We start from the raw sequence: 23708 nt of genomic DNA, 5'->3' as shown, positions 1-23708 counted from the left end.
GCGCCCCCCGCCGCAGCCGACTTTTCCCCTTCCCCGCCAAGGCCTATCCCGGATGCCGAGCCGCGCCTGCCCGGACGAATGGCGCAGTAACTCTTTAAATAGTTATTGAAAGGTTACAAGGCGAGCACAGAATACAATCTTGAGTAACCGCATAAGCACGCTTAAAGAGTTACAGAGGTGACCCGCCATGTTCGCCCGACTGCTGCGCCGACTCTTCCCGCACCCCGCCGAAAAAGACCTGGACCGCTGGGCCGACGACCTCGCCGCCGAACGCCGCTGGCGCGCCAGCCCGGCCGCGCGGGCCCGCTACTACGCCCTGCCCGGCAGCCTGCCGCGGCAACCCCGGCGGCGCTAGAGCGCCGGCAACTGGCGGAAGCTCACCGCCAGGCGGTTCCAGCAGTTGATGGCGGAAATGGCCACGGTCAGGTCCACCGCCTCGCGCTCGTCGAACTGGCTGCGCAACTGCTGGTAGACCTCGTCGGGCACGTTGGACTGCGACAGCAGCGTGACCGCCTCGCACCATGCCAGCGCGGCCCGCTCGCGGTCGCTGAAGAAGGGCGAGTCGCGCCACACCGCCACGGCGTACAGGCGCCGCTCCGACTCGCCGCTGCGCCGCGCCTCCAGCGCATGCATGTCGGCGCAGAACGCGCAGTTGTTGACCTGCGAGACGCGCACCTTGACCAGCTCCAGCAGCGGCTTCTCGATGGACAGGTCGAAGGTCGCCGCCTCCAGCGCCAGGATCGCCTTGAGCGCTTCCGGCGAGGCCGTGTAGTAGTCCAGGCGTGGTTCCATGGCGAAGTTCCTCGAAGGTAGATGAAGGACATTCTGCCGGGCGCGCCGCCGCGCCAGGGTGGCCAATCCGACGAAAAACCGCTACGCAACTTCGCGCCCAGCCCGGCCGCTGGCTACTCTTGCGCCAATACACAGCGAGCGCGGAGAGGCATTCATGGAGTTGCACATCGTCATCCAGGGCCAGAAGGACCTTGGCGGGCAACTCTACGCGCAGCTGCGCGAGGCCATCGACAGCGGGCGCCTGGCCGCCGGCGCGCGGCTGCCGCCCAGCCGCCTGCTGGCCGAGCAACTGGGCCTGTCGCGCAAGACGGTGTCGGACATCTACGCCCAGCTCACCTACGAGGGCGTGCTGGTCGGCCGCGTCGGCAGCGGCACCTTCGTCAACGCCCGGGTGCCGCGCCACGAGCAGCGCCCACAGGCCATCCGCTACGCCGCCCAGGAGGCCATCGACACCTGGGAGGCGCTGCAGACGCGCATCGTCCACCCCCACGCCGGCGTCACCCTGCGCGCCGACTTCCTCGGCGGCGCCAGCAGCCTCGCCACCTTCCCCCACGAGGACTGGCGCCGCTGCGTGCACTTCGCCCTGCGCCAGATGCAGGGCCCGCGGGCGGTCTACGCGCAGCCCGAGGGCCTGCCCAGCCTGCGCGACGCCATCGCCCGGCACATCGCCTACAGCCGTGGCGTGCAGTGCCGCGACGAGGACGTCATCGTCTGCAACGGCGCGCAACAGGCCCTCGACCTGCTGGCCCGGGTGCTGGTGCGCCCCGGCACCCGGGTGGCCATGGAAGACCCCGGCTACCCGCCGGCGCGCCTGCAGTTCGCCATGCAGGGCGCGGAAATCGCCAGCGTGCCGGTGGACGCCGAGGGCCTGTGCGTGGAACGCATCCCCGACGGCACCCAGCTGATCTACTGCACCCCGGCGCACCAGTTCCCCCTCGGCATGCCGATGAGCGAGGCGCGGCGCCAGGCCCTGCTGGCGCGGGCCGCGGAGCTGGGCGCGGTGATAATCGAAGACGACTACGACAGCGAATTCCGCTACGAGGGCCGCCCCCACGAGACGCTGCACAGCCTCGACCGCCTGGGCCTGGTGGCCTACGTCGGGACCTTCTCCAAGACGCTGCTGCCGGAGCTGCGCCTGGGCTACCTGGTGGTGCCGCCGGGCCTGCGCCCGGCCCTGCTGCGCGCGCGGCAGCTGAACGACTGGCACAGCTCGACCCTGGCGCAGTGGGCGCTGGCCAAGTTCATCGCCGACGGCTGCCTGCTCAAGCACATCCGCCGCTGCCACGGCATCTACGCCACGCGCCGCGAACGCATCCTGGCGCGCGTCGAAGGCGACCTCTCGCCCTGGCTGCAGGCGGTGCCGTCCAACGCCGGCTTCCACCTGGCGCTGCTGTTCAAGGTGCCGGTGAAGCTGCCGCTGCTGGTGGAGCTGGCGCGCAAGCTGGAAGTCGGCATCTATCCGCTGGACGGCTTCTACGACCGCGAGCCGGTGCGCCAGGGGCTGCTGATGGGCTTCGGCGCCATCGAGAAGCTGGATATCGACCCGGCCCTGGACAAGCTGCGCGACCTGCTCCGGCAGATCGCCTGAGGCCGCGCAGCCACGCGTCTCAGAAGGCCGAACGCACCACCCCGCCGTCGGCGCGCAGGGCCGCGCCATTGGTGGCCGAGGACGCCTCGGAGCAGACGTACACCACCAGGTTGGCCACCTCCTCCGGCGTGGTGAAGCGCTTGAGCAGCGAGCTGGGCCGCGCGCTGCGGAAGAACTCCGCCTCGAACTCGGCGAACGGCTGGCCGCCGGAGAGCTTGCCGACGAACTCGTCGACGCCCTCGGAATGCGTCGGCCCCGGCAGCACCGCGTTGACCGTCACCCCAGTGCCCGCGCAGTCCTCCGCCAGCCCGCGGGACAGGCCGAGCTGGGCGGTCTTGGTGACGCCGTAGTGGATCATCTCCACCGGAATCTGCACGCCGCTCTCGCTGCTGATGAACACCACCCGGCCCCAATTGCGCTGCTTCATGCCCGGCAGGTAGGCGCGGCTCAGGCGCACGCCGGAGAGCAGGTTGACCTGCAGGAAGCGCTCCCAGTCCTCGTCGGGAATCTCCGCGAAGGGCTTGGGATCGAAGATGCCCAGGTTGTTCACCAGCACGTCCACCTGCGGGTAGCGCCCCACCAGCTCGGCGATGACCGAAGGCTGCGACAGATCGCCGGCGAAGCCCTCGACACGGGCATCGGGCTGCTGCTCGCGCAGCTTGGCCAGGGCGGCGTCCACCGAAGCCTGGCTGCGGCCGTTGAGGACCACCCGCGCGCCCTCGCGCGCCAGGCCCTGGACGATGGCGAAACCGATGCCCTTGGTGGAACCGCTGACCAGGGCGAGCTTGTCTTGCAGATTGAAATTCATGGCGCTGCTCTCGGTTGTTTTCGGTTTTCGATTTTCGTAGGAGCGAGCTTGCTCGCGAACGGATTCCGCTGCGGGGTTACACGAACAAGGGCTGGGCGACGATGTGCTGAGTGGACCCAAAGCAGCCTAGGCGCTACCGGCAGCCACGTCCAAGCACTCGGAGGATTGGACTGCCGGTTTTCGCCAGGATTGTCCGTTATTCCCCGCCCGCCGAACGCCTAGTATCCCCTTCACGAATTTTCCCTTCCCAGGAGTCACGCCATGCAACAACGCATCCTCGTCATCGGTTCCGGTTTCGCCGGCATGTGGGCCGCGCTGGGCGCCGCCCGCGTCCTCGACCAGCACGGCCGCGGCGACGTCGAAGTCGCGCTGGTCGCCCCCGAGCCGCTGCTGCACCTGCGCCCGCGCCTGCACGAGGCCGCCCCGCACGCCATGACCACGCCGCTGCTGCCGCTGTTCGAAGCCGCCGGGGTGCGCTACGTGCAGGGCAGCGTCGAGCGCATCCATACCGGCGAGCGCAGCGTCGAAGCCGTGAACGAGCGCGGCGAACGCTTCAGCCTCGCCTACGACCGCCTGGTGCTGACCGCCGGCAGCCGCCTGTTCCGCCCGGCCATCCCCGGCCTGGCCGAGCACGCCTTCAGCATCGACCAGACCGACGAAGCCAGCGCCCTGGACGTGCACCTGGCGCGCCTGGCCGACCTGCCGCCGAGCGACGCGCGCAACACGGTGGTGGTGGCCGGCGGCGGCTTCACCGGCATCGAGATCGCCTGCGAGCTGCCCGCGCGGGTACGCCGCGTGCTGGGCGAGGATGCCGAGGTACGGGTGGTGATAGTCGAGCGCAGCCACGTCATCGGCCCCGACCTGGGCCCCGGCCCGCGCCCGCAGATCGAGCAGGCCCTGGACGAACTGGGCGTGGTGCGCTTCCTCGGCGCCGCGGTCAACGCCATCGACGCCGACGGCCTGAGCACCACCACCGGCGAGCGCATAGAAGCCAAGACAGTGATCTGGACCGCCGGCATGCAGGCCAGCCCGCTGACCGCCCAGGTGCCCGGCGAACGCGACGCCCTCGGCCGCCTGCACGTGACGCGCGACCTGCGGGTGAAGGGCGTGGACGCGGTATTCGCCGCCGGCGACGTGGCCCTGGCGCAGGTGGACGATGCAGGCAACCACGCGCTGATGTCCTGCCAGCACGCGATGAACATGGGCCGCAGCGCCGGCTACAACGTCGCCGCCGACCTCCTCGGCCTGCCCACCCAGGCCTACGCCCAGCCGGTCTACGTCACCTGCCTCGACCTGGGCCCCTGGGGCGCGGTCTACACCGAGGGCTGGGAACGCCAGGTCAAGCTGCAGGGCGCCGAGGCCAAGGCCCTCAAGCGGCAGATCAACACCCAGTGGATCTACCCGCCCCAGCCCAGCCGCAAGGCCGCCCGCGAAGCCGCCGACCCGCAACGGGTGGTGGTGGCGTAACCGTTCGCGGTTCTTCGCCGCTACATCTGTGTCATTCCCCAACGCCATGGTCGAACCCGGGCTTTGCCTCCGGCCATGGCGATGGGTATCGCTTCGCTCCACCCATCCTACGGGAACCCGGAAAACAGCGTAGGAGCGGACCTTGTCCGCGATAGCCGGAGGTTCCGGCGCGATTCGCGGATGAGATCCGCTCCTACGCCGCCCCACCCGCGCCATTCCCTGTAGGAGCGCGCCCTGCGCGCGAATCGCGGGCAGGGCCCGCTCCTACAGGTTGGCCGTCGCAACGGTGTTTCGGGCCTACGCTACTGTCTTGCAGGCCGCGCCGAAGCGCTCTTCGTAGGAGCGAGCCATCTCCGCGATTGCCGGAACCTCCGGCGGGCCGCCCATGAAAAAGCCCGGGCACCTCGCGGTGCCCGGGCCTCTGCCGTTGGCGGCCGTCTGCGTGGTTACGGCATGACCGGCGGCAGGTACTGCAGGGTGGTGCCCAGGGCCCAGAGCAGGAACAGCACCAGGGGCACGTGGACCAGCAGCTGGACGAAGGAGAAGCCGATCAGGTCGCGGGCCTTCAGGCCCAGCACGCCGAGCAGCGGCAGCATGTAGAAGGGGTTGATCAGGTTCGGCAGCGCCTCGGCGGCGTTGTAGATCTGCACTGCCCAGCCCAGGTGGTACTTCAGCTCGGTCGCCACCTGCATCACGTAGGGCGCCTCGATGATCCACTTGCCGCCGCCGGAGGGGATGAAGAAGCCCAGCACCGCGGAGTACACGCCCATCAGCAACGCGTAGGTGTCGTGGGAGGCGATCTGCACGAAGAAGGTGGAGATGTGGTGCGCCACGGTGGCGCCGTCGGTGCCTTTCACGGTGGTCATGATGGCGGCGATGGAGCCGTACAGCGGGAACTGGATCAGCACCCCGGTGGTGGTCGGCACCGCGCGGGCCACGGCGTCGAGGAAGTTGCGCGGGCGCCAGTGCAGCAGCGCGCCGACCATCAGGAACAGCAGGTTGTAGGTGTTCAGCCCGGAGATGGCGAGGATCGCCGGCTTGGTGGCGAACTCGTGGAACAGCCAGCCGGCGGCCAGGGCCACCAGCAGCAGGATCAGCAGCGGGCTGTGCTCCAGCCACTCGCCGGGACGGCTGGGCTTGCTCATCTTCGGCGGGGTGAAGCTGACGTCCACGCCGCAGGCATCGGCGTCGCGGGCGCTGGATTCGCCCGGCGCGGTCATGTAGGCGATCACCACCGACACCACCACCAGGGCCAGCAGCATCAGGCCGGACTGCCAGAGGAAGATGGTCTCGGTGAAGGGGATCACCCCGGTGATGGCGAGGATCGACGGCGGCAGGCTGCCGGGGTTGGCCTGCAGCTGTGCGGCGGAGGAGGACAGGCCCAGCGCCCAGACGGCGCCCAGGCCCAGGTAGGCCGCGGCGCCGGCGGCGCGGTAGTCCATCTTCAGGTCCGTGCGGCGGGCCAGGGCGCGCACCAGCAGGCCGCCGAAGACCAGGCTCAGGCCCCAGTTGAGCAGCGAGGCGAGCATCGACACCACGGCCACCCAGGCCACTGCCGAGCGGCCGTTCTTCGGCACCCGCGCCAGCAGCGCGATCAGCCGCGAGGCCGGGCCGGAACTGGCGACCACGTAGCCGCCGATGACCACGAAGGCCATCTGCATGGTGAAGGGGATCAGGCTCCAGAAGCCGTCGCCGAAGGCCTTGGCGGTGTCGCCGGGGGACGCGCCCATGGCCAGGGTGGCCACGGCCACGATCAGCACCGCCAGGGTGGCGAACACCCAGGAGTCCGGGAACCAGCGCTCGGCCCAGGCCGAGCAGGCCATGGCGAAGCGCGCGGAACGGCTTTCCTGCAGTTGCAGTTTCGCGTTCATTTTTCCTACCTCGATTTTCTTGGAGTTATTTTTCTTTGTAACGCCGAACGCCCCGGAGTTCGTCCGGGGCGTCCGTCACACGGGCACGCGGGGCTCGATCAGTCGCGGACCAGGGCCAGGGCCACGCCCTGGCCACCGCCGATGCACAGGGTGGCAAGGCCCTTCTTCGCATCGCGGCGGAGCATTTCGTGCAGCAGGCTGACCAGCACGCGGCAGCCGGAGGCGCCGATGGGGTGGCCAAGGGCGATGGCGCCGCCGTTGACGTTGACCTTGGCGGCATCCCAGCCCAGTTCCTTGCCCACCGCCAGGGACTGCGCGGCGAAGGCTTCGTTGGCCTCGATCAGGTCCAGCTCGGCCAGTTGCCAGCCGGCCTTGTCCAGGCAGCGGCGGGTGGCGGAGACCGGGCCGATGCCCATGATCGCCGGGTCGACGCCGGCGCTGGCGTAGGAGGCGATGCGTGCCAGCACCGGCAGGCCCAGTTCCTTGGCCTTGGCGGCGCTCATCAGCAGCACGGCGGCGGCGCCGTCGTTGAGGCTGGAGGCGTTGCCGGCGGTGACGCTGCCGTCCTTCTTGAAGGCCGGCTTGAGCTTGGCCAGGGACTCGGCGGTGGTACCGGCGCGCGGCTGCTCGTCGGTGTCGAAGCTCAGCGCCTCGCCCTTGCGCTGCGGGATGCTCACCGGGACGATCTCGTCACGGAAGCGCCCGGCCTCGATGGCGGCCACGGCCTTCTGCTGCGAGGCGGCGGCGAAGGCGTCCTGTTCCTCGCGGCTGATGCCGTACTTGTCCACCAGGTTCTCGGCGGTGATGCCCATGTGGTAGTCGTTGAAGGCGTCCCACAGGCCGTCGACGATCATGCTGTCGACCAGTTGCGCATGGCCCATGCGCAGGCCGGTGCGGGCCTTGGGCAGCACGTAGGGCGACAGGCTCATGTTCTCCTGGCCGCCGGCGATCACTACCTCGGCATCGCCGCAGCGGATGGCCTGGGCGGCCAGGTGCAGGGCCTTGAGGCCCGAACCGCAGACCTTGTTCAGCGTCAGCGCCGGCACCGCATGGGGCAGCCCGGCGGCGATGGCGGCCTGGCGCGCCGGGTTCTGCCCGGAGCCGGCGGTGAGCACCTGGCCGAGGATCACCTCGTCCACCTGCTCGGGTTTCACGCCGCTGCGCTGCAGCAGCTCGCGAATGACGATGGCGCCCAGCTCGTGGGCGGGGATGTTCGCCAGGCTGCCCTGGAAGGCGCCGATGGCGGTGCGGGTGGCGGCGACTATCACTACGTCTTGCATGATTGGCTCACTCCGGTGGCTTGGGCTGCCCTCTCCCCCCGCCCTCTCCCTGAAGGGAGAGGGAGCTGTCCGTGCCAAGATGACTCATGTGCTCATCCCGGCGCCGAACCAGTCCCCTCTCCCGCTTGCGGGAGAGGGTTAGGGAGAGGGTGCTCCTACAGCGCGACTAACTCAGTGGTGGTGATGGGTATCGCTTCGCTCAACGCCATCCTACGGGTGCTACTCCTGCGCGCGATCGCGGGCAGGGCCCGCTCCTACAGGGGGTGTCAGAAGGTCATTTCCTTCACGTCATCCGGCACGATCAGCCGCCCGGCGGTCTTCTCGGCGATCTCGGCGACGCTCACCCCCGGCGCGGTCTCGCGCAGGACGAAGGCGCCGTCGACGATTTCCAGGTAGGCCAGGTCGGTGAGCACCTTGCGGATGCAGCCGGCGCCGGTCAGCGGCAGGCTGCAGCGGTCGAGCAGCTTGGACTCGCCGTCCTTGGAGGCGTGGGTCATGGTGACGATGATGTTGTCGGCGCCGGCCACCAGGTCCATGGCGCCGCCCATGCCTTTCACCAGCTTGCCGGGGATCATCCAGGAGGCGATGTTGCCCTGCACGTCCACCTCGAAGGCGCCGAGCACGGTGAGGTCGACGTGGCCGCCGCGAATCATCGCGAAGGATTCGGCGGAGGAGAAGATCGACGCGCCCTTCACGGCGGTCACGGTCTGCTTGCCGGCGTTGATCATGTCGGCGTCGAGGGTTTCCTCGGTGGGGAAGGCGCCCATGCCGAGCAGGCCGTTCTCCGATTGCAGCATCACCTCCATGCCCTCGGGCACGTAGTTGGCCACCAGGGTCGGGATGCCGATGCCGAGGTTCACGTAGTAGCCGTCCTGCAGTTCGCGCGCCACGCGCTGGGCCATCTGTTCGCGGGTCAGTGCCATCTTCTTGTCTCTCTTGTCCGGTGGGCTCAGGAACGCACGGTGCGCTTTTCGATGCGCTTCTCGAAGGTCCCCTGGATGATGCGGTCGACGTAGATGCCGGGGGTGTGGATCTGGGTGGGGTCCAGTTCGCCCGGCTCGACGATCTCCTCCACCTCGACCACGGTGATGCGCCCCGCGGTGGCCACCACCGGGTTGAAGTTCTGCGCGGTGTGGCGGTAGATGACGTTGCCGTAGTGGTCGGCCTTCCAGCCCTTGACGATGGCGAAGTCGCCGGTGATGGCCTGTTCCATGATGTGCGGGCGACCATTGAACTCGCGCACTTCCTTGCCTTCGGCGACCGGGGTGCCGTAGCCGGTGGCGGTGAAGAAGGCCGGGATGCCGGCGCCGCCGGCGCGCAGTTTCTCGGCCAGGGTGCCTTGCGGGGTGAGTTCCACTTCCAGTTCGCCGGACAGCAACTGGCGTTCGAACAGTTCGTTCTCGCCGACGTAGGAGGCGATCATCTTGCGGATCTGCCGGTCTTCCAGCAGCACGCCCAGGCCGAAGCCGTCGACGCCGCAGTTGTTCGACACCACCGTCAGGCCCTTCACGCCCAGGCGGCGGATCTCGGCGATGAGGTTCTCGGGGATGCCGCACAGGCCGAAGCCGCCCGCCAGTACCGTCATGCCGTCGGTGAGCCCGGCCAGGGCCTCCGCGTAACTGCCAACCCGCTTGTCGAGTCCTGCCATCTGCTGCTGCCTCTCTTGTAGTTTGGGTTTCCGACCGGCCGGTCGGAGAGCGTCTGCAGCTTCACCGCTGGAGACTGATTTGTTAAGTTTGTTTTTCCAATCGATTATTCGGCTTTGCTTATCAATGACCGTCAAGCAACTGCGCGCCTTCCTCGCCGTGGCGCAGAGCCTGAGCTTCGCCCAGGCCGGCGAGCGCCTGCACCTGTCGCAGCCGGCCCTGAGCCTGGCGATCAAGAACCTGGAGGAATCCCTCGGCGGGCAGTTGCTGGTGCGCACCACCCGCAGCGTCGCCCTCACCCCCGAGGGCGAGACCCTGCTGCCCATCGCCCGGCGCCTGCTGGCCGACTGGGACAACGCCGAGGAACTGCTGCGCCAGCACTTCACCCTGCAGCTGGGCAAGGTCTCCATCGCCGCCATGCCCTCCTTCGCCGGCAACCTGCTGCCGGGCGCGCTCATGGCCTTCCGCCAGCGCCACCCGAAGGTGAACGTGGCGGTGCACGATGTGATCAACGAACAGGTGCTGGAGATGGTGCGCAACCGCCGCGTCGAGCTGGGCATCGCCTTCGAGCCGGACAGCCTCGACGGCCTGAGCTTCCAGGCCTTCTACAGCGACCGCTTCGTCGCCGTGCTGCCGGCCGGCTCGCCCCTGGCCGGGCAGCGCCGGCTGACCTGGGCGCAGTTGCTGGAGCAGCCCTTCATCACCCTGCAGCGGCCCTCGGCGGTGCGCCTGCTGCTGGAAGACAGCGTGGCGGCCAGCCACGGAAAGCTGGCGGTGGCCTTCGAGAGCCACCAGTTGGTCACAGTGGGGCGCATGGTCGCCCAGGGGCTGGGGGTGAGCGCGGTGCCGCGCCTGTGCGTGAAGCAGATGGAGGAGCTGGGCGCGCGCTGCGTGGACCTCTACGAACCCACGGTGGAACGCCGCGTGGGCCTGTTCAGCCTGGCCGAGCACAAGCTCTCCAGCGCCGCCCAGGCGCTGAGCGACGTGCTCTTGCAGATAGCCGACTGGCCGCGGTTGCAGAAGGAAGGTTGCGAGGAAGGTCGAGCAGAATGAGGCAGAGTCGCGCGGCGCGGGCGGCGGAAGAACGCCGCCCGTTGCGCTGGGAGGGTCAGATGTCGCTGCACATCTCGGTCTGGCGCAGGTACTCGAGCACGTGGACCTGGCCCTTGGAGTCGGCGTAGGTCATTTTCGCCGGGGCGACTTCGCAACGGTCGTTGGCTTGCTCGATGCTGATCACCTTGGCCACGTCGAGCTGCATGCCGTAGTGGTAGACCACGGGCGCGGCGTCGGCGGCATTGGCGGCCAGGGCGGCGCCCATCAGGGGGATGGCGAACAGGCTGAACAGGGTGCGTTTCATGGTGGGATTCTCCGGTTTCCGGCGTGCTGGCCATTTGGCCTTGCCGTGTATACAAATTTAGTTGAACGGCCGTTCCGGACACAGAGGCAATACGACAAGGGATTACTGCGCAACACGTAACAATAAGGGCTTGCCAACCTGGCTGAATGGATTGACCGCCCTTTCACCTGCGGTAAAAAGCCCCTGGACTGGCAGGATTCGATTCATTTTCCGCTTTGCTGCCAGCCAATCACGGCGCCACAATGGCAAGCCCATTCGTCGCCAGGACTCCGCCATGAAACGCGTGGCCATGCTGCTGTTCCCCGGCGTGCAGGCGCTGGACGTCGCCGGCCCGCTGGACGTCTTCGCCGAAGCCAATGCCTTCGTCGCGCCGGGCAGTGGCTACCAGGTGCTGACGCTGGCCGAACGCGGCTTCCCCATCCCCGCCTCCAACGGCCAGTTGCTGGGCGCGCAGCACGAGCTGGACGGCGCCGTCGGCGGCTTCGACATCCTGCTGGTGCCCGGCGGCCCGCAATTGCCCGCCGAGACACCTTCCACCGCCCTCCTCGCCTGGCTGCGCCGGGCCTGCGCCGAGACGCCGCGCTACGGCTCGATCTGCACCGGCGCCTTCCTCCTCGGCCATGCCGGGCTGCTGGACGGCAAGCGCGTCACCACCCACTGGAGCGACGCCGCGCAACTGGCGCAGCTGTTCCCGCGGGCAAGGGTGGAGCCCGACAGCATCCACGTGCGCGACGGCGCGCTGGTGACCTCCGCAGGCGTGACCGCCGGCATCGACCTGGCCCTGGCGCTGCTGGCCGAGGACCACGGCCCGGCGGTGGCCTTGAGCGTGGCCAAGCGCCTGCTGGTGGTAGCCCAGCGCCAGGGCGGCCAGTCGCAGTTCAGCCCCTACCTGCAGGCGCCAGCGGATGGCGACTCGCCCATCGCCCGGGTGCAGCGCCACGTGCAGGCCCATCTCACCGATGCGCTGTCGGTGGCGGAACTGGCGGCGGTAGCGACCATGAGCGAACGCACCTTCGCCCGGCTGTTCGTCCGCGAGGCGGGCATCACCCCGGCGGAATTCGTCCAGCGCGCCCGGCTGGACGCGGCGCGGGGGTTGCTGGAGGGCAGCGGGCTGCCGCTGAAGGTGGTGGCCTGGCGCTGCGGCTTCGGCAGCGCGGCGCGGATGCGGTTGGTGTTCGTGCAGAGGCTGGGGGTGACGCCGACGGAGTATCGGGGGCGGTTTCGGGGGGATGGGTAGGGTTCGAGAGGGCGTGGGGGCGAGCTTGCTCGCGAATGGAGTTCGTCGGCAACGCAGGTGTCTGGGCCTGGCTCCGTCCCCTCTCCCCAGCCCTCTCCCTGAAGGGAGAGGGGGCTTGTCCGTGCCGAGAAAGGTGATGGTTTCAGTCGGAAACCTTCGGTGCTGCCGGCTGACTCCAGAACATCCAAGCACGCCGAACGGTCCCCTCTCCCTTCAGGGAGAGGGTTAGGGAGAGGGCGCTCTTCGGGGCTATCACCATTCGCGAGCAAGCTCGCTCCTACAAGAGCGCTCTACAAACTCCGCGCAATCACCAACCGCTGCACATCACTGGTGCCCTCATAGATCTGGCACACCCGCACATCCCGATAGATACGCTCCACCGGATAATCCTGCAGGTAACCATACCCCCCCAGCGTCTGGATCGCCGCCGAACACACCCGCTCGGCCATCTCCGAGGCGAACAGCTTGGCCATGGAGGCTTCCGTCAGGCACGGCAGGCCCACTTCGCGCAGGCTCGCCGCGTGGTGGACCATCTGCCGGGCCACGGCTATCTCGGTGGCCATGTCGCTGAGGCGGAAGGCCACCGCCTGGTGCTGGATGATCGGCTTGCCGAAGGTCTCGCGCTCGTGGGCGTAGTCGCGGGCGTATTCGAAGGCGGCGCGGGCCATGCCCACCGCCTGGGAGGCGATGCCGATGCGTCCGCCTTCCAGGTTGGCCAGGGCGATGGCGTAGCCCTGGCCCTCCTCGCCCAGGCGGTAGCCGGCCGGGATGCGCAGGTCGTCGAAGGCGATCTGGCAGGTGTCCGAGGCGTGCTGGCCGAGCTTGTCCTCCACCCGCACCACGCGGTAGCCGGGGGTGTCGGTGGGCACGATGAAGGCGCTGATGCCCTTCTTGCCGGCCGCCGCGTCAGTCACAGCGAAGACGATCACCAGTCCGGCGTGGCTGCCGGAGGTGATGAACTGCTTGCTGCCGTTCAGCACGTAATGGTCGCCGTCGCGGCGCGCGCGGGTCTTCAGGAAACTGGCGTCGGAGCCGGCCTGGGGCTCGGTGAGGGCGAAGGCGCCGATCATCTCGCCACGGGCCAGGGGCATCAGGAACTGGCGCTTCTGCTCGTCCGTGCCGAACTTGGCGATGGGCATGCAGCCCACCGAGTTGTGCACGCTCATGATGGTCGAGCAAGCGCCGTCGCCGGCGGCGATCTCTTCCAGGGCCATGGCGTAGGCCAGGTGCCCGGTCTGCGCGCCGCCCCACTCCTCGGCCACCAGCATGCCGAGGAAGCCGAGGTCGGCCATTTCCTTCAGCGCCTCGGCAGGGAAGCGATGCTCGCGGTCCCACTCGGCGGCGAAGGGTTTCAGCCGCTCCTGGGCGAACTGGCGGGCGACGTCGCGAATCTGCAGGTCTTCTTCGCTGGGAATCATGCTTCGCTCCTCACAGGCGCTCGACGGCGATGGCCGTGGCTTCGCCGCCGCCGATGCACACCGAGGCGATGCCGCGTTTCAGGTCGTACTGCTGCAGCGCCGAGAGCAGGGTCACCAGGATGCGCGCCGCCGAGGCGCCGATCGGGTGGCCCAGGGCGCAGGCGCCGCCGTGGACGTTGAGCTTGGCGTGGGGGATGTCCAGCTCGCGCATGGCGGCCATGGCCACCACGGCGAAGGCTTCGTTGACCTCGAACAGGTCCACCTCGCCCAGGCCCCAGCCGCTGCGCTGCAGCAGGCGCTGGATGGCGCCCACCGGCGCGGTGGGGAACAGGTTCGGCGCGGCGGCGTAGGACGAGTGCGCGCGGATCGCCGCCAGCGGCGCCAGGCCGCGTTTCTCGGCCTCGGACAAGCGCATCAGCACCAGCGCGGCGGCGCCGTCGGAGATGGAGCTGGAGTTGGCCGCGGTGACGGTGCCGCCCTCGCGGAACGCCGGTTTCAGCGTCGGGATCTTGTCCAGCCTGGCCTTCGGCGGCTGCTCGTCCTGAGCGATCTCGCGGGTTTCCTTGCCGGCCTTGACCGTCACCGGGACGATCTCGGCGGCGAAGCGGCCGTCGCGCATGGCCTGCTGGGCACGGGTCAGCGAGGCGATGGCGTAGTCGTCCTGCTGCTGGCGGGTGAAGCCGTAGCCCTGCGCGCAGTCCTCGGCGAAGGTGCCCATCAGTCGACCCTTGTCGTAGGCGTCCTGGAGGCCGTCGAGGAACATGTGGTCGAGCACCTTGCCGTGGCCCATGCGGTAACCCGTGCGGGCGCGCTCCAGCAGGTAGGGCGCGTTGGACATGCTCTCCATGCCGCCGGCCAGCACCACGCCGGCGCTGCCGGCCAGCAGCGCGTCGTGGCCCTGCATCACGGCCTTCATGCCCGAGCCGCACATCTTGTTGATGGTGGTGCAGGGCGTGCCGCGGTCCAGCCCGGCGCCGAGCACTGCCTGACGCGCCGGGGCCTGGCCCTGGCCGGCGGAGAGCACGCAGCCGAGGATGGCTTCGTCGATCTGGTCGGCGCCCAGCTTGGCGCGCTCGATGGCCGCACGCACGGCGGCGGCGCCGAGGGTGGCGGCGCTGGCGTCCTTGAAGTCGCCGAGGAAGCCGCCCATGGGGGTGCGGACGGCGCTGACGATGACTACGGGATCGTTCATTTTCGTTACTCCTGTCACTTGGCGGCCATGCGGATGGCGCCGTCGAGGCGGATCACCTCGCCGTTGAGCATGCTGTTCTCGACGATGTGGCGGACCAGCGCGGCGAATTCGTCGGGGCGGCCCAGGCGCGGCGGGAAGGGCACGCTGGCACCGAGGGAGTCGCGGACTTCCTGGGGCATGCCGGCCATCATCGGCGTTTCGAAGATGCCGGGGGCGATGGTCATCACGCGGATGCCGTGGCGCGCCAGCTCGCGGGCGATGGGCAGAGTCATGCCGACCACCCCGGCCTTGGACGCCGAATACGCGGCCTGGCCGATCTGCCCGTCGAAGGCCGCCACCGAGGCGGTGTTGACGATGACGCCGCGCTCGCCGCCGGCGTCCGGCTCGTTGCGGGCCATGGCCTCGGCGGCCAGGCGCAGCATGTTGAAGCTGCCCACCAGGTTGATGTTGATGGCCCGGGCGAAGCTGTCCAGGCCATGCGGGCCATTGCGCCCGAGGACCTTCTCGGCCGGCGCCACGCCGGCGCAGTTGGCCAGCCCGTGCAGCGCGCCGAAGCTTTCCAGCGCGGCTTCCACCGCGGCGCGGCCGTCGGCCTCGCTGGTCACGTCGGTGCGCACGAAGCGCGCCCTGCCCTCGCCCAGTTCGGCCACGCGGGCGGCGCCAGCCTCGGCGTTGACGTCGGCCAGCAGCACGCGGGCGCCGGCCTCCACCAGAGTCTTCGCGGTGGCCGCGCCGAGCCCGGAGCCGCCGCCGGTGATGAGGAATACCTTGTCCTTGATGTGCATGGAATCTCTCCGAATCAGTGCTGCGCGGCCGCGCGTTCGGCCGCCTCTTGTTGCCGGGCTATCTCCTGGTTGCGCAGGAGGAAGCGCTGGATCTTGCCGCTGGGGGTCTTCGGCAGTTCGGCGATGAACTCCACTTCCCGCGGGTAGCTGTGCGCCGACAGGCGCTTGCGCACGTACTGTTGCAGCTCCTCGGCCAGCTCCGGGCTGGGCTGGTGCTGCGGGCAGAGCACCACGTAGGCCTTGACCAGTTCGGTGCGCTCCGGGTCGGGCTTGCCGATCACCGCCGCTTCCATCACCGCCGGGTGCTCGATCAGCGCGCTCTCCACGTCGAAGGGGCCGACGCGGTAGCCGGAGGTGGTGATGAGGTCGTCGGAGCGGCCGACGAAGCTGATGCTGCCGTCGGCGTTCAGCTCCACGGTATCGCCACTGAGATAGTAGTCGCCGACGAAGGCCTTGGTTTCCATGCCCTGGTAGCCGGCGAACCACATCAGCGGCGAGCGCTTGCGGTCCATGGCCAGGATGCCGGGCTGGCCGGCGGGCAGTTCCTCGCCGTTCTCGCCCAGCACCACCACGCGGTGGCCGGGGATGGAGTAGCCGGCCGCGCCCAGGTGCACCGGGTGCTGCAGCCCATGGTGGTTGGCCAGGACCATGCCCAGCTCGGTCTGCCCGTAGTGGTCGTGGATGGTCGCCCCCAGGCCCTCGGCGAACCAGCGGATCACCTCCGGGGTCAGCGCCTCGCCAGCGCTGCTCACCGCGCGCAGGCGGCCCTTGAGCTCACGCTCCACCTCGGCAGCCGAGGCCTTGAGCATGCGGTAGGCAGTGGGCGAGCCGGCCAGGTTGGTGATGCCGTACTGGCGGATGATCCGGCAGGTGCTCTCCACCGTGAAGGCGCCTTCGTAGAAGGTGGTGGCGTGGCCCAGGGCCAGCGGGCCGGTGACGGCGTAGTAGAGGCCGTAGGCCCAGCCCGGGTCGGCCAGGTTCCAGAAGCGGTCCTCGGGGCGCAGGTCCACGGCGTCGCGCAGGTAGCCGGTGAACGCCAGGATGGCCTTGAGCGGCACCGCCAGCGGCTTGGCCAGGCCAGTGGTGCCGGAGGTGAACATCAGCAGGAAGGGGTCTTCGCCGCTGCGCAGGACCGGTTCGAACCGCTCGGAGCGGCTTTCCAGGGCCTGCTTGAAGTCGAGGTCGCCGGCCGGGATCGCCTGGCCGCCGCTGACGGTGATGATCTGCGGGGCGTTGGGCACTTCGTCGAGCTTGGCGCGGTTGCCGGCGTCGGTGACCAGTACGCGGCTGCCGGCGATGCCCAGGCGGTGCTCGATGGCCTTGGGCCCGAAGGCGGTGAACAGCGGCTGGTAGACCGCGCCCAGGCGCCAGGTGCCGAGGATGGTGACCAGCAGTTCCGGGGTGCGCGGCAGCATGCCGGAAACCCGGTCGCCGGGGCGCACGCCCAGGTCGTGGAGCAGGTTGGCGAACTGCGCGGACAGGGCCTGCAGCTGGGCGAAGCTGTATTCGGCGCGCTCGCCGTTGCGGCCTTCCCAGTACAGGGCGACGCGCCCGGACGGGGCATGGCGGTCGCAGCATTCGACGCAGGCGTTGAGGGCGTCGAGGCTGCCGGCGAGGGTGTCTCGGGCGGTGGCCGCGTAATCGAATTCGGCAGCGGCGGCGGCATAGGGGCGCATCGCGGAACTCCTGGCTTGTTCTTGTAGGGAGTAGCGGGATGTTCGCGCCGGGCGGTTGCCGCGGCAATGTCGAAAGGGACTTATGTGGATGAGCGGATTGGACAGCGGGGAGTGGCTGGGGGTGGGGGTGCTTCAGGTTGGCGCTGGTCCCCTCACCCCAGCCCTCTCCCAGAGGGAGAGGGCTGGGGTGAGGGAAAGGAATTCCCCCCCGGCGCCGACGTAACCGACAAACACCAAAGCGCCGCTGGAATCAACGCAACCCGGCAACGATCTCCAACGAACGCAAGCGCAAGGCATGGTCGTAGATATCACTGGTGAAGATGATCTCATCCGCCCCGGTCTGCTCGACGAGGATTTCCAGGCGGCTGCGCACCTTCTCCGGGCCGCCGATCACCGCCAGGCCGAAGAAGTTGCCCACCGCCTCCTGCTCGTGGGGCAACCACAGGCCGGCCATGCGCTCCACCGGCGGCTTCTGCTTGAGGCTTTCGCCGCGGATCAGCGCCAGCACGCGCTGGAACGCGGTGGTCGCCAGGTACTCGGCCTCTTCATCAGTGGGCGCGGCGATCAGCGGCACGCCGATCATCGCGTAGGGCTGTTCGAGGATGGCCGAGGGCTTGAAGTTCTGCCGGTAGATGCGCAGCGCGTCGTGCAAGTAGCGCGGCGCGAAGTGCGAGGCGAAGGCGTAGGGCAGACCCTTCTCAGCGGCCAGGCGGGCGCTGAACAGGCTGGAGCCGAGCAGCCAGATCGGCACCCGCGTGCCCTCGCCGGGGATGGCCAGCAGGCTCTGCTGCGGGCGGCGCGGGCCGAGGAGCATTTCCAGCTCGGCGACCTGCTCGGGGAAGTCTTCGCCGTCGCCGAGCATGCGGTCGCGGCGCAGGGCGCGCATGGTCGCCTGGTCGGCGCCGGGGGCGCGGCCCAGGCCCAGGTCGATGCGCCCCGGGTAGAGGCTGGCGAGGGTGCCGAACTGCTCGGCGATCACCAGCGGCGGGTGGTTGGGCAGCATCACCCCGCCGGAGCCGACGCGGATGCGCGCGGTCTTGCCGGCGATGTGGCCGATCAGCACGGCAGTCGCCGAACTGGCGATACCGTCCATGTTGTGGTGCTCGGCCAGCCAGTAGCGGGTGAAGCCGAGGCGCTCGACGTGGCGGGCCACCTCGACGGCGTTGTTCAGCGCCTCGCTGACGGTGCCCTGGTCGCGGATGGGCACCAGGTCGAGCATGGAAAAGGCGGTTTCGGACAGGGACTTCATGGAGGCTCCGGTCAGGGCCCGCGCGGCAGATGCGCGGGCGTGGCTTTGAACCGGACTCTAACCACATGCCTGGCGCATGACCACGCGTCGGCGTCGATAGTCATCATGCCACGCAGTGATGAAAGCCCCCTGCCCCGCCCTTCAGGCCGCCGCCGACACGCCGTCCAGGCGGTGGAACAGACGGTTGAAGTACACCAGGCTGTCGCCCTGCTCGCGCACCGCGGCGCGCTCCAGCTCGACGAACAGCACCGAGTGCGAACCGACTTCCTTGCACTCGCTGATGCGCCCTTCCAGGGTGACCAGGGCATCGCGCAGCACCGGCACGCCGGCGCAACCCTCTTCCCACAGGGCCGAGGCGAAGCGTTCTTCCATGGGCACGCGGGTCATGCCGGCGAAGTGCCGGGCCAGCTCCTCCTGCTCGCCGCGCAGCACGTTGATGCACAGGTGGCCGTTGGCGCGGAAGGGTTCGTGGCTGGCGCTGCCGCGGTTGATGCACACCAGCACCGTGGGCGGCGAGTCGGTGACCGAGCAGACCGCGCTGGCGGTGATGCCGCAGCGCCCGCCGGGGCCGTCGCTGGTGATGATGTTCACCGCGGCGGGCAGCCGCGCCATGGCGTTGCGGAAGTCGATCTGGGTCTGGCTCAGGTTGTTCATGGCACGCCCTTGTGGCCGGTTGTCGATGCTTGCCAATCTACGGCCCCGCGGCCAGGCGCGGTATCCAGGTGAATCCCATGGCGGCGGTGGCTGGCCTTTAGTCGACTAGGGGGTTTCTTTATCGCCAGCCCGGCGCCGCCTGGGTATGCTGGCCCCTGGGCGCAAGCGCGCCCGCCGTGCGTGCCGCAGCGAAGACTGCGAGCCAGACCTAATAAGAAGAACCGTGGCAGTGCCCTGATGGATACCCGCAAACCCGTTGTTTACATCGTCGACGACGACAAGGACCTGCGCACCTCGCTGGCCTGGCTCCTGGAGTCGGTCAGCATCCAGGCGCAGTGCTTCGCCGGCGCCGAGGAATTCCTCGCCCACTACGACGCCAGCAGCCCCGCCTGCCTCGTGCTCGACGTGCGCATGCCGGAAACCAGCGGCTTCCAGCTGCAGGCCATGCTCAACGAGCGCGGCGCGGCGCTGCCGATCATCTTCGTCTCGGCCCATGGCGACATTCCCATGTCGGTGCAGGCGATGAAGAACGGCGCGCTGGATTTCGTCGAGAAGCCCTACAACCCGCAGCAGATGCTGGAGCGCATCCAGGCCGCGCTGAAAGCCGCGGTGCAGGTGCACGCCGGCGCCGAGCAGAAGCGCCAGCTGCAGCAGCGCCTGGACCTGCTCACCGGGCGCGAGCGCGAGGTGCTGGGCATGGTGATCGACGGCAAGGCCAGCAAGGTGATCGCCCGCGAGCTGAACATCAGCGTGAAGACGGTGGATGTGCACCGCACCAAGATCAAGGAGAAGATGGGGGTTTCCAGCATTGCGCTGTTGGTGCGGGAGGTGTTGGACCTGGGGGTGCCGTAAGGCACTCCGGGCTCGGCCACGACATGGCGTAATGCCCGGGTGCATCGGCGGATAACCGCGAACGGTTATACGCCCTACGCCATGGTTGGGCCTGGCGTAGGGCGAATAACGCCTAGGGCGTTATCCGCCGTTTGGCCTTGGTTCCAGGCGGCTCCGGGGCTGACCTTGGCGTTGGGTCGGGCTCCGGTGAAACGGCGTATAACCGCGAACGGTTATACGCCCTATTCAGAGGTCGAGCACCAACCGCGCCGACCTGGCCCGCGAAACGCAGGCGCAAATCTGCCTGTTCGAAGCCTTCTCCTTGCTCGACAGGCAATTGTCCCGATGCTCCGGCTCGCCTTCCAGCACTTCCACTATGCAGGTGCCGCAGATGCCTTCGCGGCATTCGGTGTCGATGTCGCAGCCGTGGGCCTGGAGCACGTCTACCAGGCTGGCGTCGGCCGGCACTTGCAGCACCACGCCGCTGCTGGCCAGCTCCACTTCGAAGCTGCCGGCCGGGGCGGCGTTGGCAGCCGGGTCGGCCTGAAAGTGTTCCAGGTGGATGGCGTCTTCGCTGCGGCTGCGCTTGGCGACGTCCACCACCTTGTTCATGAACGGCGCCGGGCCGCAGGTGTAGACGTGGGCCGCTGCCGGGGCGCGTGCCAGGCTGGCGGCCAGCTCGGCTTCGAGGTCGACCGGCTCCACACCGTAGTGGAACTCCACCTTGCCGGCGAACACCGGGCCGGACAGCAGTTCGACGAAGGCCGCGTGCTCCGGCGAGCGGGCGAAATAGTGCAGCACGTAGGGCTCGCCCCGGGCGTTGAGCTTGTAGGCCATGCTCAGCAACGGCGTCACGCCGATGCCGGCGGCGAACATCACGTGCTCGCGGGCTTCCGGAGCCAGGCGGAACAGGTTGCGCGGGGCGCCCATTTCCAGCTCCATGCCCTCTTCCACCTGCTCGTGCAGGGCCGCGGAGCCGCCGCGGGAGGCGGCTTCCTTCTTCACCGCCACCAGGTAGGCGGCGCGGTCTTCCGGCGGGCTGCACAGGGAGTACTGGCGGGTCACCCCGGTGGGGCCGGTGACGTCGACGTGGGCGCCCGGCTCGTAGGCATCGAACGGCTGGCCGTCGCTGCGCACGAGGCGGAAGGAGCGGATGTCCAGGGCTTCGTCGACGATCCTTTGGATTCTTACCTTCATCATTGTTGTTACCTGCAAGGCGTGGTGTATTGATGGGCTCGGCACCCTCTCCCCGGCCCTCGCCTACGCGGCCCGCCCTGAAGGGAGAGGGGGTTGTACGGTGTGTGCTGGGAGTCCTGCGTAAACCTCAGCGCATGAACAGGCCGCCGTTGATGTCCCAGCAGGCGCCGGTCACCGAACTGGCGTTGTCCGCGACCAGCAGCAGCACGCTGTCGGCCACGTAGTCCGGGTCGCCCAGGCGGCCCACCGGGATGGTCTTGAGGATCTGCTCCAGGCGCTCCGGGGCCACCGTCTCGCGCACCACCGGCAGGTCCAGCGGGCCCGGGGAGATGCTGTTGACGGTGACGCCGGCCGGCGCCAGTTCGCGGGCGAAAACCTTGGTCAGCGTCGCCACGCCGCCCTTGGCCGCGGCGTAGTGGCCGCCGGTGGCGGTGCCGCCGTTCTGCCCGGCCAGGGAGGCGATGTTGACGATGCGGCCGAAGCCACGGCTGGCGAAGTGCGCGCCGAACACCTGGCAGGCGACGAAGGTGCCGCGCAGGTTCACCGCCAACGAGTCATCGAACTCTTCCGGGGTGATGTCCATCAGCGCGGCGACCTTGGACACCCCGGCGTTGTTCACCAAGATGTCGCAGCCGCCCCACTTGGCCTGCAGCAGGTCGCGGGCGCGTTCGAAGTCGGCCTTCTCGCGCACGTCCAGCTCCACCGCTAGCACGCTGGCGCCGCTGGGGTCGAGTTCATCGGCCAGGCGCTGGGCGTCGCCCAGGCGCACGTCGGCCAGGGCCACGCGGTAGCCGGCGCCGTGCAGGCGCCGGGCGATGCATTCGCCGAGGCCGCGCGAGGCCCCAGTGACGAGTGCGGTACGGGTCATGGCTGCATCCTCAGAGCAGGAAGCCGATGGCGCCCAGGGCGTCCTGGGCGTTGATCAGGCGCACCACCTTGCGCTCCAGGCGCGGGCCTTCGGCGGCGAAGCGGATGCGGTGCTCCAGGTCGGCGACGAAGGGCGTGTGCACGCCGCGCTTGTAGGCGTAGAGGATCTGCGCCGAATGCACTTCGACGAGATCGCCGGCGGCCTCCACCAGGCGGAAGCGCGACACCGTGCGCACGGTCTTCGCCGAATCCACCGCCGAGGGCGAGAAGCCGGCGCTCAGGCGCTCGATGCGCAGGGCGCGCATGCGCGCGTCGTCGAAGGCGTAGTTGAGGCTGGCGGCGAAGTCGTCGCCCTCGGCGTCGATGGGCACCACGTAGATGCCCTCCTCGCTCCACAGGCCGCTCCACTGCGCGTAGTCCTTGCGGTCGAGCAGTTCGGCCTCGCGCCAGATGAATTCGATGGCCTTGGCCAGCGGGCCGGAGAAGCCGTTCAGGGTGTCGTTGCTCATTGGCTCATCATCCTCTTCCACATTTGGTAGGCCTCGCGCATGCCGCCTTCGTCGGTGGCGTGGGAAACCTTGTCGCCGTTCTCGGCCACGACTTCGCGGTTCAGCCCGCGGTTGACCAGGATCGGCGCCTCGGGGCCGGCGTAGGAGCCGCGCTGCACGCGGTCCCAGGCCTCGGCGTCGTCCGGGCTGCCGAAGCCGAACGGGCCCTGGAAGTGCTCGTGGATGCGCAGGCGCTCGCGGTTGGCGATCTCCGGGCCGCCGTCCATGCCCAGCGCTACGTGGCGGATTTCCGTCTCGGTGACCGAGACCGGGCGCAGCACGCGGAAGAACGACATGGACATGGCCACGTTGGGGAACAGGTTGAGGTTGAAGCCGGCGCCGTGCAGCGAGCGGACGATGCGGCGCACCTGTGCAGGCTCCATGGTCCTGGACAGTTCCTCGGTGACGTGGGCGAAGCGCTCCTGCAGCTGCTCGGTGCCGTCGTCGTGGTCGAGGTCGACGTGCTCGGGCACCATCACCATCACGCTGTGGCCGTTGCCCAGGGCGTGGGTCACCGCCTGCGGGTCGGTCATGAACGAGAGCATCTCGCTGGTCTCGTCGTCCACCGAGGACATCCACGACTTGTGCACGATGGGGAAGTGGTAGCCGTCGGTGGTGTTCTCCAGCTGGATCTTCCAGTTGCCCTTGAAGGTGAACTTGTGTTCGCCCTGGACCTTGATCGGGAAGCCGGCGCCCTGCTTCATGAACAGGTCCATCCAGTGCTTCGCCCCGCCGAGGAAGTCTTCCAGCGGCTCGATGTCGGCGTCGTAGCTGGCGAAGATCATGCCGGCGTAGCTTTCCACCCGCAGGCTGGTCAGCGGCAGCTCGGCCTTGTCGAGGATGTCCTCGTAGCCGTCCGGGTACGGCAGCGCGCGCAGCTTGCCGTCCAGGCCGTAGGACCAGCTGTGGTACGGGCAGGTGAAGCCGGTGGCGTTGCCCTTGTGCTTCTCGCAGACGGTCGCGCCGCGGTGGCGGCAGCGGTTTTCCAGGACGTTGACCTGGCCCTTCTTGTCGCGCACCACTATCACCGGGCGGCGGCCGATCATCGTGGTCTTGAAGTCGCCGGGGTTGCGCACTTCGCTGTCGTGGGCGACCCACACCCAGGTGCGGTAGAAGATTTTCTCCAGCTCGGCCTCGAACAGCGCCGGGTCGTGGTACAGCGATACGTCCACGCGGTCGCTCTGGACCAGTTGCTCGGGGCTGCCCGTCTTGGCGATCAGCCGGTACTCGGGGGCGCTCATGGGT

At 68.9% G+C, this 23708-nt stretch carries 23 protein-coding genes; 6 read left to right on the top strand and 17 right to left on the bottom strand.

All coding sequences use genetic code 11. The annotated features are described in order from the left end of the window. Positions 1-187: 187 nt before the first annotated feature. Positions 188-355, top strand: coding sequence for a hypothetical protein (locus tag FG99_RS32220; RefSeq protein ID WP_009622166.1), 168 nt, complete (start codon positions 188-190; stop codon positions 353-355). Here the strand turns inward: FG99_RS32220 and FG99_RS24335 are convergent. Then, the gene (locus FG99_RS24335) at positions 352-792 is read right to left on the bottom strand and encodes a carboxymuconolactone decarboxylase family protein (protein ID WP_043272695.1); all 441 of its coding nucleotides are present in this window, start codon (positions 790-792) and stop codon (positions 352-354) included. The two genes, FG99_RS32220 and FG99_RS24335, sit on opposite strands and share 4 nt — an antisense overlap. Positions 793-946: 154 nt before the next feature. Between FG99_RS24335 and FG99_RS24330 the strand changes: the two genes are divergently transcribed. Then, entirely contained in the window at positions 947-2380 is a 1434-nt protein-coding gene (locus FG99_RS24330) for a MocR-like pyridoxine biosynthesis transcription factor PdxR (RefSeq protein ID WP_043272694.1), read from the top strand. A 19-nt stretch (positions 2381-2399) separates the two neighbouring features. Here the strand turns inward: FG99_RS24330 and FG99_RS24325 are convergent, their stop codons facing one another. Continuing rightward, positions 2400-3188 carry an SDR family NAD(P)-dependent oxidoreductase gene (locus tag FG99_RS24325; protein ID WP_043272692.1) on the bottom strand — a complete coding sequence of 263 codons (789 nt, stop codon included), beginning with the start codon at positions 3186-3188 and terminating at the stop codon, positions 2400-2402. A 261-nt stretch (positions 3189-3449) separates the two neighbouring features. On the opposite strand from FG99_RS24325, the gene FG99_RS24320 reads away from it, so the two are divergent. Then, positions 3450-4655 carry an NAD(P)/FAD-dependent oxidoreductase gene (locus FG99_RS24320; protein WP_043272690.1) on the top strand — a complete coding sequence of 402 codons (1206 nt, stop codon included), beginning with the start codon at positions 3450-3452 and terminating at the stop codon, positions 4653-4655. A 446-nt stretch (positions 4656-5101) separates the two neighbouring features. Here FG99_RS24320 and FG99_RS24315 read toward each other — a convergent pair whose 3' ends face one another. The 4 genes from FG99_RS24315 to FG99_RS24300 form a co-directional block, all read right to left on the bottom strand. Then, on the bottom strand, positions 5102-6526 hold the full coding sequence (locus tag FG99_RS24315; protein WP_043272688.1) for a short-chain fatty acid transporter: 1425 nt from the start codon (positions 6524-6526) through the stop codon (positions 5102-5104). Between the two features lie 98 nt (positions 6527-6624). Beyond that, the gene (locus FG99_RS24310; protein ID WP_043272687.1) at positions 6625-7806 is read right to left on the bottom strand and encodes an acetyl-CoA C-acetyltransferase; all 1182 of its coding nucleotides are present in this window, start codon (positions 7804-7806) and stop codon (positions 6625-6627) included. 266 nt (positions 7807-8072) lie between these two features. Next, a complete protein-coding gene (locus tag FG99_RS24305) occupies positions 8073-8729 on the bottom strand; it encodes a CoA transferase subunit B (protein WP_043272685.1) in 657 nt (218 codons plus the stop codon). 26 nt (positions 8730-8755) lie between these two features. Continuing rightward, positions 8756-9454: a CoA transferase subunit A gene (locus tag FG99_RS24300; RefSeq protein ID WP_009622180.1), complete on the bottom strand. Its 699-nt coding sequence runs from the start codon at positions 9452-9454 to the stop codon at positions 8756-8758. Positions 9455-9578: 124 nt separating this feature from the next. Here FG99_RS24300 and FG99_RS24295 point away from each other — a divergent pair, with 124 nt between their 5' ends. Next, a complete protein-coding gene (locus tag FG99_RS24295) occupies positions 9579-10505 on the top strand; it encodes a LysR family transcriptional regulator (protein ID WP_043272683.1) in 927 nt (308 codons plus the stop codon). 55 nt (positions 10506-10560) lie between these two features. On the opposite strand, the gene FG99_RS24290 is transcribed toward FG99_RS24295, so the two are convergent. After that, positions 10561-10809 (bottom strand): DUF2790 domain-containing protein, encoded by a 249-nt coding sequence (locus tag FG99_RS24290; RefSeq protein ID WP_009622183.1) that lies wholly within the window; start codon positions 10807-10809, stop codon positions 10561-10563. A 274-nt stretch (positions 10810-11083) separates the two neighbouring features. On the opposite strand from FG99_RS24290, the gene FG99_RS24285 reads away from it, so the two are divergent. Further along, on the top strand, positions 11084-12046 hold the full coding sequence (locus FG99_RS24285) for a GlxA family transcriptional regulator (RefSeq protein WP_043272682.1): 963 nt from the start codon (positions 11084-11086) through the stop codon (positions 12044-12046). Positions 12047-12336: 290 nt separating this feature from the next. Here the strand turns inward: FG99_RS24285 and FG99_RS24280 are convergent, their stop codons facing one another. The 6 genes from FG99_RS24280 to hpaC all read right to left on the bottom strand — a co-directional run bounded on the left by FG99_RS24280 (position 12337) and on the right by hpaC (position 19020). Beyond that, complete coding sequence (locus FG99_RS24280) at positions 12337-13464, bottom strand: acyl-CoA dehydrogenase family protein (RefSeq protein WP_043272680.1); 1128 nt, start codon at positions 13462-13464, stop codon at positions 12337-12339. A 10-nt stretch (positions 13465-13474) separates the two neighbouring features. Further along, complete coding sequence (locus FG99_RS24275; protein WP_043272678.1) at positions 13475-14656, bottom strand: acetyl-CoA C-acyltransferase; 1182 nt, start codon at positions 14654-14656, stop codon at positions 13475-13477. A 14-nt stretch (positions 14657-14670) separates the two neighbouring features. Further along, positions 14671-15441, bottom strand: a complete 771-nt coding sequence (locus tag FG99_RS24270; RefSeq protein ID WP_043272676.1) for a 3-hydroxyacyl-CoA dehydrogenase — start codon at positions 15439-15441, stop codon at positions 14671-14673. A 14-nt stretch (positions 15442-15455) separates the two neighbouring features. Continuing rightward, on the bottom strand, positions 15456-17117 hold the full coding sequence (locus tag FG99_RS24265) for an acyl-CoA synthetase (RefSeq protein WP_043272674.1): 1662 nt from the start codon (positions 17115-17117) through the stop codon (positions 15456-15458). A gap of 250 nt (positions 17118-17367) precedes the next feature. Further along, complete coding sequence (locus FG99_RS24260) at positions 17368-18366, bottom strand: LLM class flavin-dependent oxidoreductase (protein ID WP_043272673.1); 999 nt, start codon at positions 18364-18366, stop codon at positions 17368-17370. 141 nt (positions 18367-18507) lie between these two features. Then, entirely contained in the window at positions 18508-19020 is a 513-nt protein-coding gene (gene hpaC, locus FG99_RS24255) for a 4-hydroxyphenylacetate 3-monooxygenase, reductase component (protein WP_009622197.1), read from the bottom strand. A gap of 237 nt (positions 19021-19257) precedes the next feature. Here hpaC and FG99_RS24250 point away from each other — a divergent pair, with 237 nt between their 5' ends. Then, positions 19258-19872 carry a response regulator transcription factor gene (locus FG99_RS24250; RefSeq protein ID WP_043272672.1) on the top strand — a complete coding sequence of 205 codons (615 nt, stop codon included), beginning with the start codon at positions 19258-19260 and terminating at the stop codon, positions 19870-19872. Between the two features lie 225 nt (positions 19873-20097). Here the strand turns inward: FG99_RS24250 and FG99_RS24245 are convergent, their stop codons facing one another. The 4 genes from FG99_RS24245 to FG99_RS24230 form a co-directional block, all read right to left on the bottom strand. Then, complete coding sequence (locus FG99_RS24245) at positions 20098-21051, bottom strand: PDR/VanB family oxidoreductase (RefSeq protein WP_043272671.1); 954 nt, start codon at positions 21049-21051, stop codon at positions 20098-20100. Between the two features lie 124 nt (positions 21052-21175). Next, positions 21176-21916: an SDR family NAD(P)-dependent oxidoreductase gene (locus FG99_RS24240; protein WP_043272670.1), complete on the bottom strand. Its 741-nt coding sequence runs from the start codon at positions 21914-21916 to the stop codon at positions 21176-21178. A 10-nt stretch (positions 21917-21926) separates the two neighbouring features. After that, a complete protein-coding gene (locus tag FG99_RS24235; protein WP_043272669.1) occupies positions 21927-22424 on the bottom strand; it encodes an aromatic-ring-hydroxylating dioxygenase subunit beta in 498 nt (165 codons plus the stop codon). Continuing rightward, positions 22421-23704, bottom strand: coding sequence for an aromatic ring-hydroxylating oxygenase subunit alpha (locus tag FG99_RS24230; protein ID WP_043272668.1), 1284 nt, complete (start codon positions 23702-23704; stop codon positions 22421-22423). Before FG99_RS24230 ends, FG99_RS24235 begins: the two co-directional genes overlap by 4 nt. Between the last annotated feature and the right edge of the window lie 4 nt (positions 23705-23708).

Source organism: Pseudomonas sp. AAC (genome assembly GCF_000725445.1).
Lineage (GTDB): Bacteria > Pseudomonadota > Gammaproteobacteria > Pseudomonadales > Pseudomonadaceae > Pseudomonas > Pseudomonas citronellolis.
This window is presented reverse-complemented; position numbering and strand designations above follow the sequence as displayed.